At 72.1% G+C, this 13,621-nt stretch carries 7 protein-coding genes; 3 read left to right on the forward strand and 4 right to left on the reverse strand.

Annotated elements, in window-relative coordinates:
* Nucleotides 1-26: 26 nt before the first annotated feature.
* Nucleotides 27-623 carry an HD domain-containing protein gene (locus ACIP4Z_RS33135; protein ID WP_401314105.1) on the reverse strand — a complete coding sequence of 199 codons (597 nt, stop codon included), beginning with the start codon at nt 621-623 and terminating at the stop codon, nt 27-29.
* Nucleotides 624-748: 125 nt separating this feature from the next.
* Here ACIP4Z_RS33135 and ACIP4Z_RS33140 point away from each other — a divergent pair, with 125 nt between their 5' ends.
* On the forward strand, nt 749-3,124 hold the full coding sequence (locus ACIP4Z_RS33140; RefSeq protein ID WP_401314107.1) for an FUSC family protein: 2,376 nt from the start codon (nt 749-751) through the stop codon (nt 3,122-3,124).
* Here ACIP4Z_RS33140 and ACIP4Z_RS33145 read toward each other — a convergent pair.
* Nucleotides 3,105-4,328 carry a cytochrome P450 gene (locus ACIP4Z_RS33145; RefSeq protein ID WP_391164328.1) on the reverse strand — a complete coding sequence of 408 codons (1,224 nt, stop codon included), beginning with the start codon at nt 4,326-4,328 and terminating at the stop codon, nt 3,105-3,107. The two genes, ACIP4Z_RS33140 and ACIP4Z_RS33145, sit on opposite strands and share 20 nt — an antisense overlap.
* 124 nt (nt 4,329-4,452) lie before the next feature.
* On the opposite strand from ACIP4Z_RS33145, the gene ACIP4Z_RS33150 reads away from it, so the two are divergent.
* Nucleotides 4,453-4,992, forward strand: coding sequence for a hypothetical protein (locus ACIP4Z_RS33150; RefSeq protein WP_391051849.1), 540 nt, complete (start codon nt 4,453-4,455; stop codon nt 4,990-4,992).
* Between the two features lie 31 nt (nt 4,993-5,023).
* On the opposite strand, the gene ACIP4Z_RS33155 is transcribed toward ACIP4Z_RS33150, so the two are convergent.
* Nucleotides 5,024-5,326: a DUF1330 domain-containing protein gene (locus tag ACIP4Z_RS33155; protein WP_401314110.1), complete on the reverse strand. Its 303-nt coding sequence runs from the start codon at nt 5,324-5,326 to the stop codon at nt 5,024-5,026.
* Nucleotides 5,327-5,497: 171 nt separating this feature from the next.
* The gene (locus tag ACIP4Z_RS33160; protein ID WP_401314111.1) at nt 5,498-8,758 is read right to left on the reverse strand and encodes a family 78 glycoside hydrolase catalytic domain; all 3,261 of its coding nucleotides are present in this window, start codon (nt 8,756-8,758) and stop codon (nt 5,498-5,500) included.
* 451 nt (nt 8,759-9,209) lie between these two features.
* Here ACIP4Z_RS33160 and ACIP4Z_RS33165 point away from each other — a divergent pair, with 451 nt between their 5' ends.
* On the forward strand, nt 9,210-13,499 hold the full coding sequence (locus ACIP4Z_RS33165) for a glycoside hydrolase family 3 C-terminal domain-containing protein (protein WP_401314113.1): 4,290 nt from the start codon (nt 9,210-9,212) through the stop codon (nt 13,497-13,499).
* Nucleotides 13,500-13,621: the final 122 nt, after the last annotated feature.

Here is a 13,621-nt window from a genome sequence, read left to right on the forward strand (position 1 = left end):
GGCCGCCGCCCCGGCACACCCTCCGGTCAGGTCCTTCGCGCGTCACCGCGCCGGACGCGGTGCCCGTACTCGGCGATCAGCGGGTCGAGGTCCGGCTCACCGAATTCGGCGATCAGCGCGCGGAACGCGACCACCTTGTCCGGGCCGAACCGCGCCACCTTCCCGGCGTACGCGGCGGCGTCCAGGAACTTCGGCGGGCTCGACTTCGAATGGAACTTGTCCGCGTACATCACCAGCCGCTCCTCGACGGACTCGGCGACATACTCACCGGGCGGGATGGGCAGCCGCTGCCGCTCGATGTCGGCGCGCGTCAGCCCGACGCCGGTGTGGTGGGAGGCGAAACGGCACAGCTCCTCCGGCAGGCCCTCCGCGCGCAGCAGCTCGTGGCCGAGCACACCGTGCCGGACGTACGCGTCGTCGCCCAGCCGGTAGACACCGATGTCGTGCAGGAGCGCACCGGTCTCGACGAGCCCGGTGTCCACCGGCTCGGGCGAACGCGCGGCCAGGTCGAGGGCGATCCGCGCCACGATCTCGCAGTGGGTGCGGACGAGGGACAGGGACTCACGGGTCGGAGCGTACTTCTCGTGCAGCGCGCGCACGCTCTCGGCGGTGGGAAGAATCACTTCCGCAGCGTATGACCCGACACCCCGCGCCGGGGGCCTGCGGGCGGCCGTACGGAGTGCGATGCTCTGCTGATGACCACAGAACCGGACGCGGCGCGGCGGGCACGACGACACGTGGCACCGCCGTGCTGAACGTCCTGAACTGGCTCCGCACCCGCGACGCGGACCTGTCCGCGCTGCGCCGCGCCGGACGCGCCGCGATCGTCATGCCCGCCCTGTTCGCCCTGTGCGACAAGGTCGTCGGCAACCCGGCCATGGCCACCTTCGCCTCGTTCGGCGCGCTGTCCGGCCTGCTCTTCGTCGACTTCAGCGGCGCGATGGGCCAACGGCTCGCCGCGCAGACCGGTCTGGTGGCGGCGGGCGCGGTCCTGGTCACCGTCGGGACGCTCGCCTCGCGGACGGCGTGGCTGGCCGTCCTGGTCACCCTCGTCGTCGGCTTCCTCGTGCTGTTCGCCGGGGTCGTCAGCTCGGTGCTGGCCAGCGCCTCGACCGCGCTGCTGGTCGCCTTCGTGCTGCCGGTGACGCTGCCCGCCCCTGTGAGCGCGCTGCCCGACCGGCTCGCGGGCTGGCTGCTGGCCGGTGCGGCGTCGGTGATCGCCGTCGGCCTGCTGTGGCCCGCGCCCCGGCGCGAACCGCTGCGGCTGGCCACCGCCACGGCGTGCGCGCTGCTGGCCCGGCGGCTGCGCTCCGAGGTCGACTGCGTCCGCGGCGGCTTCGGACCGGTCGGCGCGGCCGAGTACCGGGCGCTGTCCGACGAGGCGGGCGCCGCCGTCGCCGCGCTGCGCACCTCGTTCTTCGGGACGCCGTACCGCCCCACGGGGCTGTCCACGTCGGCGCGCACGCTGGTCCGGCTGGTCGACCAGGTGGTGTGGCTCGACGCGATCTTGGAGCGCATGCCGCTCGACGAGGAGCCCGGGCCGACGGACGCGGTCGTCTGCGACGTGAAGGTGGCCGCCGCGACCCTGCTCGAACACGGCGCGGCCAGCCTGGAGTCGGTCTCCGACAGCTCCGCGGAGCTGGAGCGGGACCTGCGGCGGCTGGAGGCCGCCCGCGAGGCGATGGAGACGGCCGTCACCGGCGATCTGCCGCTGCACCGGCCCCGGACGACGAAGTCAGGCTCCGCCGACGCGCCGGGCCCGTCCGGCGCGCCCGACACCCCTGCCGCCGACGACGCCATGGCCGGAATCCTCGGCGCCCTCGAACCGAGCTTCCGCGCCCAGGAGATGAGCTTCGCGATCTCCGCCATGGCCACCAACATCGGCCTCACCGTCGCCGCCCTGCGCCGCGGCTGGTGGGACCACGTCCTGGGCCGCGGGCCCTCGGGCGTGCCGTCCTTCCTGTCCTCCGCGCAGGAACGCGCCGGGGCCCACGTCGAGCGCCACTCCGTCTGGCTGCACAACAGCGTCCGCGGCGCCATCGCGCTCGCCCTGGCCGTCCTGCTCGCCGAGTCGACCGGAGTCCAGCACTCGTTCTGGGTCGTCCTCGGCACCCTCGCGGTGCTGCGCTCCAACGCCCTGAGCACCGGCCAGAACGCGCTGCGCGGCCTGCTCGGCACGGGCGTCGGCTTCGTCATCGGCGGCGGCATCGTCTACGGCGTCGGCACCCACACCACCGCCCTGTGGCTGCTGCTGCCCTTCGCCGTGGCCTTCGCGGGACTCGCGCCCGCCGCCATCTCCTTCGCCGCCGGACAGGCCGGATTCACCACCGTCCTGCTCATCCTCTACAACATCATCGAGCCCGCGGGCTGGCAGATCGGGCTCGTCCGCGTCGAGGACGTCGCCCTCGGCTGCGGGGTCTCCCTGGTGGCCGGGGCGCTGTTCTGGCCACGCGGGGCAGGACGCGCCCTCGGCCAGGCACTGGCCGACGCCTACGAGGAAGGCGCCCACTATCTGCGCGGCGCCATCCAGTACGGCGTCGCCCGCTGCGACGCCGCCGCCCCCGCGCCCGCCACCCCGCAGGACGAGCGGCGCCGGGCCGCCGCCGCCTCGCGCCGCCTCGACGACGCCTTCCGCGGCTTCCTCGCCGAGCGCGGCACCAAGCACATCCCGCTGGCCGACGTCACGACCCTCATCACCGGCGTCGCCGCGCTGCGGCTCACCTCCGACGCGATCCTCGACCTGTGGGAGCGCGAGACCGTGACCTCGCAGGAGGACAGGACGGCGGCCCGCGGCGAGATCCTCTACGCGGGCACCTTGCTGGTCGACTGGTACGAGGCCGCCGCGCGGGCCCTCGCGGGCTCCGGCGCCGTCCCCGACGGTGCCGCCCGCGACGAGGCCGCGGACGGGCGGCTGCTCGACGCCGTACGCCGCGACCTCACCGCCGACGACGGGCGCGGCACCTCCACCGCCGTCAAGATGATCTGGACCTTCGACCACATCGACGCGGCCCGCCGCCTCCAGGCGGGCATCCTGCGCCCGGCGCGGGCCGCCGCGACCCTGCGACAGGGCCGCGGCCCGTTCGGCCCGCGTCCGGCGCTGCGGGTCAGGTCGTCGCGGGCGTGAGGCTCAGGTCGAGGCGCTGCGGACCGCGGACGAACACCCCGCTGTCCGGGGCCGGCGTCCCGTCGGCGAAGCCCATCTCGGTGAAGGCGTCCAGGAGTTGGTTGGCGCCGACCTCCACCTCGGCCTTCGCCAGCAGCGCGCCCACGCAGAAGTGCCGCCCGAGCGCGAACGCCAGGTGGTCGGCGGCGGCGCTGAAGGCGTTCGCGGTCGTCAGGTCCGTGCGGTGGATGTCGAAGGTGTCGGGCCTGTCGTAATGCCGCTCGTCCCGGTTGGCCGCGCCGATCAGACAGGTGACCGTCGCGCCCGCCGGGATGGTGACGCCGTGGAGCGTGACGTCCTGGGCCGGCTGCCGCATGATCATCTGGAGCGGGGGAGTGAACCGCAGGGACTCCGCGAAGGCCGCCGCCACCAGGTCGCGGTCGGCCCGCACGGCCTCCAACTGCTCGGGGTTGGCCAGCAGATTGCGGAACATCCCGGAGATCGCCTTGTCGGTGGTCTCGCCGCCCGCGGACAGCAGCAGGCTCACGAACGAGGTGATGTCCTGGTCGGTCATCACCGTGCCGTCGATCTCCGCCGTGCACAGCGACGACAGCAGGTCCTCGCCCGGCTCGGCCCGCCGCCGGTGGACGATCGGCACCAGATACGCGGCCAGCTCCCGGCTCGCGCGCATCCCGGCCTCGGCGACCTCGGGGTCCTGCGCGAGATTGGCGAAGAAGCCGACCACGGCGGCGTACCAGGCGTGGAAGCGGTCGTGGTCGTCGCGGTCGAGCCCGAGCATGTCGACGATCACATTGACCGGGAAGCGGGTCGCGAACTGATCGACCAGGTCCGCCTGTTCGGCGTCACGGAAGGCGTCGATCAGATCGCGCGCGTTGCGCTCGATCACCGGCAGGAACCGCTCCCGTAACTCCCGGCCGCGGAAGGCCGGTGCCACCAGCGCCCGGTGGACGGAGTGCTCCCGCCCGCTCATCTGCACGATGGTCCGCCCGCCGTGCACCGGTTCGAGCTGCCAGGCGTAGTTGTCGGTGGTGAACACCGGGTCGCGGAAGGCCCGTTCGACGTCCTCGTACCGCGACAGCAGCCAACTGCCGGTGCCCTCGTGGAAGACGACGGGGTAGTGCTCCCGCAGGACGCGGTAGGCCGGATACGGGTCGGCGGCGAACTGCGGCGAGAGGATGTCGGGCGGTTGCGGTATGACGGTCACGATACGTCCTCTGCTTCCCTGCTCACGGGCGCGTACGGCATGCGGGCGGTCACGACGCTAGGGCACGGCGGGCAGCCGCACCTAGGCGCTTTCGCGCCCTGTGCGGACCTCTACACTCCTGGCCATGCTGCCTCTGGACGACCCCCGCTGGACCACGCTCGACCACCGCGACCGGTCGAACGGCAAGGGCGGTTCCGACGCCCCCTGCGTGCCCGACGAACTGCGCCACCTGCTCGACCACCCCGCCGACCGCGAACGCTTCGACGACCTGTGGCCGTACCTCTGCTCCGAGGGCACCGCCTGGCCCGCCGCGTACGCCGCCGTGCCGCACATCGTCGCCATCGCGCGCGGCCTTCCGGCGGCCGAGAGGGACGACTACCTGTACGTGATCGGGCTCGTCGCCATGTGCTCGGGCGAGTACGGACAGGTCTGGGACGGCCTGCCCGACGACCTCGCGCAGGCGTACCGGCAGGCGCTCCCCGAGGCGCTGGCCCTGCTCGGGGAGACGCTGGTGGCGGGCGAGCACGACCAGGTCACCACGGGTTATCTGCTCGCGGCCACGGCCGCGCTCAAGGGACACGGCGAATACGCCGAAATCCTCAACGACCTCGATGTGTACGCCGAATGCCAGTCCTGCGGCGAGCCGATGCTCGAACTGCCCTGATCCGCGCCGACCGTATACAGCGCCGAACCGGTCAGACCGATTCGCCGAAGCCGGGAAGAATGGCGAGGCGCCGCACGGTCGCCTTCTTGGCGATCTCGATGCCGGGCGCGTAGGTGTCCGAGGTGTACCAGGCCCGCGCCTGCTCCACGCTGCTGAACGACAGCAGCGTCAGGCCCTTGGCACCGTCCCACGTGCCCTCGACCGCCTCGGGCCTGGCGTTGATCATCAGGTACTCGCCGCCGAATTCGGCCACCGCCTTCTGGGCGATCTCCCGGTAGTCCGCCATGGCGGCCATGTCGGTCACTTGGATTTCCAGCAGGACATACGCGGTCATCTGCGGTCTCCCCGAATTCGGCTGCGAAATACGTCACATGACGTGGAACGCTGTGGATCACATGTGATCCGGCGCTCAGCATGCCGAATTCGGGACGGCCGCGCAATGGTCCCAAAGTCCCCGTGCCGTGCGGGAATTGGCGTGACTGTCACGCTCCGGTCCGCGATCGGTTCACCGGCCCGCCGCGGTGAACCGCCAGTGGCCGGAACCGATCGCGTAGACCGCCTCCTCGCCGTCGCTGTGCAGCAGCCGAGCGCCGTGCGTGGCCTCGACCCGCGGATGCCGTGCGTCGGGCAGCGGCAGATGGACGGTCGCGGTCGAGCCGACCGGCACCGTGACGTCGAGCGTGGTCCGGCCGTTCGTGACGGTCCAGGAACTGGCGACCGTGCCGCGCGGGGTGGCGATCGAGGCCGCGGCGTGCCGCATCCCCGCAGGGATACGCGGCGCGACCGTCACCGTACGGTAGGCCGGCCCGGTCGGCTCGATGCCCGCCAACCGCGTGTAGAGCGAGGCGTTGACACCGGCGAACATCGCGTGGTCGTGGGTCTCCATGTTGGAGTAGTACGTCCACTGCTCCCACGAACTCGTCGCGCCCTGGCCGATCTCGTACCCGAAGCCGGGGTAGGTGCGCTGGTCCAGCACCGTCATCGCCACATCGATCCGGTCGATCGCGGCGAGCGCGTCCATCAGGTAGCGGGTGCCGAAGATGCCGGTGTCGAGGTGTCCGCCGTCCTTCTCGGTGATGGTGGCGACCAGTTGCCGTCCGACGGCCGCCACATGCGCCGCGGGCACCATGCCGAAGGCCAGCGGCAGCACGCTCGTGGTCTGCCGCCCGTCCCCGTAGGTGTCGCCCGCCGCGTTGAGGAACGCGGCGTTGAACGCGTCCTTGATGTCCCGCGCCAGCGTCCCGTAGCGGGCGGCGTCCGCGCTGTGGCCCAGCGCCGTCGCCGACTTGGCGACATCCACCGCCTGGAGGTAGGACAGCGCGGTGTTCACCACCGACACCTCGCTGGTGCAGGCGCCCGCGTTCGGCCCGCCGCGACCGCCGTTGGCGTTGGCGCCGCGGTCCGGCGGACACCAGTCGCCGAAGCCCCGGTCGCTCGGCCAGATGTGCCCCGGCACATCGGCGGCGTTCTTGTCGACGAACGCCTTCATCGCCGGATACGTGGCCGCCAGCGTCGCCCGGTCGCCGTACTGCTCGTACAGCGTCCACGCCAGCGTGATCTGGTCGCCGCCCATGTCGGGCTGCTGCGCGTTGCCCGCGTCGTTCGGCAGGGCCGTGCCGGGCGGCATGTCCTGGAGGTACTTGGCGTAGTAGCGGTCCATGCCGAACTCACGGGTGGACGCGTCGTGATACGCCTGCACGTCCATGCCGGGAGGAGTCCGCTCGTCGCGGACCGGATTGTCGGTCGGGACGCTCATCGAGTTGTTGAGGACGCTCCACCGGTTGTTCCGCCAGATCTGGTTCAGCAGCGCGTCGGAGGAGGAGAAGGTGCCCGTGGAGGCCACGTCGGCGTGCACCACGCGCGCGTCCAGGCTGCTCAGGGCCGGTTCGCCGGGGAAGCCGGTGACCTCGACATAGCGGAAGCCGTGGTAGGTGAAGCGCGGCTCGTACGTCTCCGCCGTACGGGCACCCGCCAGGGTGTAGGAATCGGTGGACGCCGCCGCCCTGTTGGTGGCCGTGTCCAGCGTCCCGTCCGCGCCGACCTCCTCCGCCGTCCGCATCCTCACGGTCGTCCCGGCGGGACCCGTCACCCGCAGCCGCTCCCAGCCCGCGATGTTCTGCCCGAAGTCGTAGACGTAGACGCCGGGCTGAGGCTGCGTCAGCTTCACCGCGCGGAGCGTGTCCGTCACCCTGACCGGCGGCATGGTGTCCGCGACGAGCTTGTCGGAGGGCGCCGCCACCGTCCGCACCGGCTGCCAGCCGGAGTCGTCGAACCCGGCGCGGTCCCAACCCGGCTTGTCCAGAAGGGCGTTGTAGCTCTCACCCGCGTAGAGGTCATTGGCGGTGACGGCGCCGGTCGACCACTTCCAGGAGTCGTCGCTCACGACGCTCTGCCGGGTGCCGTCGGAGTAGCGGACATCGAGCAGCACGACGGCCTGCTTGGGCCCGGTCCAGCGGAAGCCGTACGGGCTGAACCGTGGCCCGTATCCGTTGCCCAGCCAGAGGCCCACCGTGTTGGCGCCCTGCTTGAGGGAGCCGGTGATGTCGTACGTGGCGTACAGATCGCGCTGGTCGTACGGCGTGCTCGCCGGTGCGAGCACCCGGTCGCCGACCTTCGCGCCGTTCAGGTGCATCTCGTAGAAGCCGAGCCCGTAGACGTACGCCCGCGCCCTGGTGACCTTCTTCCGGCCGTCGAGGGTGAAGCCCTTGCGGAGCAGGGGCGCCGCGGGGTTCGGGTCGAGCAGTGTCGGGTCGCCCTTGGGTTCGAGCTGCCCGTCGGTGACCGCCGAGTCGGGGAAGGACGGGTCGGGCGAGGCGGAGAAGTCGTCGGAGAACAGCCTGGCCCCGTCCAGGCCGCGCACCACGAGGTTGTCGTACAGGGCGTCCTCGGCGACATGGCCGGTGGTCGAGGTGCGGAAGCCCAGGGTGCCGGCGGTGAAGGTGGTGTCGGTCCGGGTGTCCACCCGCGTGCCGTCGACCGAGGTGGTGATCGTGGCGCCGTCCGCCCGGACGGTCAGGTGGTGGGGCGCTCCGGCGTTCGCCGTGGTGACCACCGGGCTGAGGTCGACCTCACCGAGGGTGGCGAAGGAGCCGTCCTTCTGGACGTGCGGGCGCAGCAGCACCTTGCCGGGCGTCGAGGCCGCGTTGATCTGCCACATGTAGTAGTCGCGGCTGTCCTTGACGCGGAACAGGACGCTCGCCGCGCCCGCCTTGATGGTGAAGTCCGTGTCCAGGGTGAAGTCCGACCAGGAGTCGGCGCCGCCGGTGTCCGGGGTGATCCACCGCGCGCCCTTCCAGTCCGCCGAGTTCAGCAGGCCCATCTCCCAGCGCCCGACCGGACTCCAGGCCGACGCCCGGCCGTAGGCGTCCCAGACCTGCACCTTCCAGTAGTAGGTGCGCGAGGACTCCAGCGCGGGACCGCCGTAGGGCACGCCGGTCGAGTCGTCCGTCGCCACCCGGCCGCTGTCCCAGACGTCCGCCTTCGGGGAGTTCAGCCGGGCCGGGTCGCTCGCCACCAGCACCCGATAGGCGCTCTGCCGCTGGCCGTTGGCCGCGGCGCGCAGTTTCCAGCCGAGCGCGGGACGCGGATCGTCGATGCCCAGCGGATCCGTCGTGGCGTCAGCGGTCAGCTCACCCACGGAGATTCCGCCGGACGCGGCCTGCGCGGCCGGGGGGTGACCGAAGGGCGCGCCGCCCAGGGACAGCGACGTCACCAGGACCGCGACGGCGATCCCGTACGACAGTTTTTCCCGCGCAAAACCGGACATCGGACTCCTTGCGGTGAGTGAAACGATTCACTCCATTGGGGCGTGAGAAACGTATGAGAACGCCCGGCGGGGCGTCAATACTTCTGACGCGGCCCGGTTGCGTGCAGCCGCCATCCGGGGGTGTGCGCCCGATCCATCGGATCGGACATCGTTGTCGACATTGAAAGACGTTTCAATATCCTGGTCTTGGGATTTCGGGTAATTCCGGGCGCATGCCTATTGACCGGCCGCTGAGATGGACTTAGGTTCTCCACGGCTCCTGTTGAATCGTTATATGGTCTGCCCCGCTTCGGATACGGCGCGTCCCCCGTGGCCCGCGCCCGGCGACCGGCCCCGCACCGCCCCTGTGAGGCGGGCCCGTTCGGCGCGACGACGGAATGAATCGATTGACCGGGCAGGTGGCGCCGCACCACGGCCGCGCACCGCGCGACGTACTCCAGAGGGGACACCGATGACCGCACACCCCGCAGCGCAGCCCGACGGCGGACGGCCCGCACGGGCCCGACCGGCCAGGCTCGTAAGGGCGTTGACCGCCGCCCTGCTGCTCACCTCGGCCACCGGACTGCTGCCCGCCGTCACCGGACAGGCCGCGGCCGACAGTGGCACGGCCGCCTGCCCCTGGCTGCACTCCAAGGCCGCCCCGGAACAGCGGGCCGCGCAGGTGCTCGCGCGGATGACCACCGACGAGAAGCTGTCGATGACCCACGGCAGCCAACTCCCCGGCTACGCGGGCGTGGTGGCCCCCCTGTCCCGGCTCTGCGTACCCGCGCTGAACCTCAACGACGGGGGAGCGGGCGTGGTGATGGGCGGCACGACAGCCATGCCCGCTCCGGTCGCCGCCGCCGCCACCTGGGACCCGGCCGTGGAGACCGCGTACGGACAGGTCGTCGGCGCCGAGGCGAAGACCAAGGGCGTCAGCGTCAACCTCGGACCCGATGTGAACCTGGAGCGCGACCCGCGCGGCGGACGCGTCTTCGAGATGGCCGGTGAAGACCCCTACCTGTCCGGCGCGATGGCCACCAAGTACGTCCAAGGCGTCCAGTCCCAGGGCGTGATGGCCGACCTCAAGCACCTCGCGGCCAACGACACCGAGCAGAACCGCAACAACGGCAACGCCATCGTCGACGAACGCACCCTCAACGAGATCTACTACCCGGCGTTCAAGCAGGCCGTCCAGCAGGGCGACGCCGCCTCCATCATGGCCGCCACCAGCCTGGTCAACGGCGTCCACTCCAACGAGGACGCGTATCTGCTGAACCGGACCGCCAAGCAGGACTGGGGCTTCGACGGATTCGTCGTCACCGACTGGGACGGCGCCCGCAGCACCGTCCGGGCCGCCAACGCCGGTCTCGACCTCACCATGCCCGCCCCCGGCAACTTCGGCCAGCCGCTCGCCGACGCCGTCCGCTCCGGGCAGGTCGGCATGGCCGTGCTCAACGACAAGGTCGCCCGGCTGCTCACCGAGGAATTCGCCTACGGCCTCTTCGACACCGCACCGGGCTCGCCCTCCGCGACCGCGACCACCCCCGCGCACGTCGCCACCGCGCGCGACATCGCGGCGCAGGGCACCGTCCTGATGAAGAACGCGGGCCGGCTGCTCCCGCTCGACCCCGCCAGGACGCCCACGGTCGCCGTGATCGGCGCCGCCGCCAAGGACGCGCCGATCACCGGAGGCGGCGGCAGCTCGCACGTACCCGTGGACGCCTCGTCCGTCGTCACCGTCGCCGACGGCATCGCCCAACGGCTCGGGACGAAGGGCCGCGTCGACTACCTCGGCTCCTGGGCCGCCCTGGCGTCCTCCTCCGCCGGCCCCTCCGACCAGCCGCACAACATGGTCGACGGCAACGCGGGCACCCGCTGGTCCAGCGGCACCCCGATGGCCGACGGCCAGTGGGTCAGCGTCGACATGGGCGCCTCGCACAGCATCGACCGGGTCACCCTGGACGCGGGCAACAGCACCGACTACGCCCGCGGTTACCGCGTCCTGCTCTCCGCTGACGGCGCCACATGGGGCGACCCGGTCGCCGAGGGCGCCGGCACCGGACAGGTCGTCACCGCGACCTTCGCCGCCCGGCAGGCCCGCTACATCAGGATCGAACAGACCGGCACCGCCGACAGTTGGTGGTCGATCGCCGAACTGACCGCCTTCGGCGCGGACGGCACCGGCGCCCAGGTCGCCATCGGCAGAACCGGAGTCGACGTCCCCGGCGTGACCGACAAGCTGGCGACCGTACCGGCCGCGACCTTCACCACCGCCGACGGCCAACCCGGCCTGACCACGCAGTACTTCAACAACCTCGACCTGTCCGGCACCCCCGCGCTCACCCGCGTCGAGCCGACCGTCGACGACCACTACACGGCCGCGCCCGGCCCCGGTGTCAACCCGGCCGGATTCTCCGTGCGGTGGAAGGGCTACCTGACGGCACCCGTCACCGGCACGTACACCTTCTCGATGGCCAACACCGGCGGCATCCGGATGACCCTCGACGGGCAGCCGGTCTTCCAGGACTGGGCGCAGTACGGCCCTGGCGTGTCCGCCATCCGCCTCAGGGGCGGCGTGCGGACCCCGATCACGGTCGAGAACTACCAGCCGGTCAACGGCCCCACAGGACCGGTCGCCGGGACGCCGACCAGCCCGCCGGGCAACGGCTCGGTCACTCTGGGCTGGCAGGTGCCCGACACCGCGGCCATCGCCGCCGCGGCGGCCGCCGCACGACAGGACAGCGTCGCCGTGGTCGTCGTCAACGACGACGAGAGCGAGGACGGCGACCGGCAGAATCTCACCCTGCCCGGCGCGCAGGACGACCTCGTCGCCGCCGTCGCCGCGGCCAACCCGCACACGATCGTCGTCCTCAACACCGGCGCGCCCGTGCTCATGCCGTGGCTCGACAAGGTCGACGGCGTCCTCGAGTCCTGGTACGGCGGCCAGCAGAACGGCGCCGCACTGGCCTCCGTCCTGTTCGGCGACGTCAATCCCTCGGGCAAGCTGCCCCAGACCTGGCCCGCGAGCATGGCGCAACTGCCGACCGCCGACCCGTCCCGCTACCCGGGCACCGTCGATGTGGCCACCAACACCACCGACTACCACTACAGCGAGGGACTCGAGGTCGGCTACCGCTGGTACGACGCCCACCACCTCACCCCGCTCTTCCCGTTCGGCTACGGCCTGACCTACTCGTCCTTCTCCTTCAGCGGGCTCACCGTCTCACCGGGCGTCACCGGCACGACCGGGCCGGTGAAGGTCTCCGCGACGGTGAAGAACACCGGCACCCGTACCGCCTCCGAGGTCGCCCAGCTCTACATCGGCGACCCGGCGGGCGCGGGCGAACCCCCCAAGCAGCTCAAGGGATTCCAGCGCGTCACCCTCCGGGCCGGACAGTCGCGGCGCGTCACCTTCACCCTCGCGCCCGACGACCTGCGCACCTGGGACTCCAAGGCCCACGCCTGGACGACGATTCCGGGCACGTACCGGATCTACGTCGGTAACTCCTCCCGCGATCTGCCGCTGACCGGCGCCCACACCCTCACCACGACCACCGGCGCCCGTACCGTCACCGCGCAGGCTCCCGCCGCGCTCGACCCCGTCCACGGCAACGTGGTCACCACCACCCTCACCGCGGGCGGCACGCGCACGCTCCAGCACGTCCGGCTCGGCCTCGGCGTACCCGCCGGATGGACCGTACGGGCCCTGACGCCCGCCACTTTCAACCGTGTCGACCCCCGCACCCGCCCGCGCACCTCATGGCTGGTGACCCCGCCCGCCGACGCGCAGAACCGCCTGTGGCGGCTCACCGCGACGGCGACGGCGAGCGGCGGATTCAGCGTCTCCGGCGGTCAACAGGTCACCACCGCGCCGCTGGTGGCCGCGCGACTGACCTCCGCCACCAAGCTGGCACGCACCGGCACCGCGTTCCCCGCGACCCTCACCCTGCGCAACGCGACCGACCAGACCGTCACCGTCACCGCCGACATCAAGGCGCCGACCGGCGTCACCGTCACACCGTCCCGGGCCGCGGTGACCCTGCGCCCCCGCGCCACCGCCACCACCAAGCTGACCGTCACCGTCGGCGCGAACGCCACCTCCGCGGCGCTCGACCTCACCGGTACCGCCACCGTGGCCCGCCACGACCACCCGCTCGACGGCGGATCGCTCGCACTGCCCCTGCTGTACGGATCACTCGCCGCGGCCTTCGACAACACCGGGGTCGGCGACGAGACCGCCCCCGGCGCGGCCGACTTCGACGGCGCGGGATTCAGCTACTCCGCCCAGGCCCTCGCCGACGTCGGCGTCAAGCCGGGCCAGCCCGTCGCACACGGCCCGGCCACCTTCACCTGGCCGGACCCGGCACCGGGCGGCGCGGACAACGTGGTCGCGGCCGGACAGCACATCGCGGTGGACACGAGCGGATCTGCCCTGTGGTTCCTCGGCGCCGCGAACAACGGCAGCGGATCGGGCACCGGCACCCTCACGTACACCGACGGCAGCACCGCCCCGTTCACCCTCGCCCTCACCAACTGGACCCCGAGCACCCCGCTCCCCGAGGACGAACCCGTCGCCACCGCACCCCGCTGGAACCGTCCGCCGAACAGCGGCTATCCGGCCGACACCGCCGTCAGCCTGTACGCCACCAGGATCCCGCTGGCCGCGGGCAGGACGCTGGCGTACGTCACCCTGCCGACCACGGTCACCGGCGATCAGGCGGGCACCCGGCTGCACGTCTTCGGCCTGACCGTCACCTAGGGCGGACAGGACCCGCCGGACCATGAGCGCCGTTCCCCGTCCACCCCTCCCGGGCGGGGAACGGTACCGCCGAGTGCCGTACACGCCGGGCCGGGCACGACTAAGGTGTGCCCGGCCCGCAC

Source organism: Streptomyces sp. NPDC088910 (assembly GCF_044749865.1).
Taxonomy (GTDB): Bacteria; Actinomycetota; Actinomycetes; order Streptomycetales; family Streptomycetaceae; genus Actinacidiphila.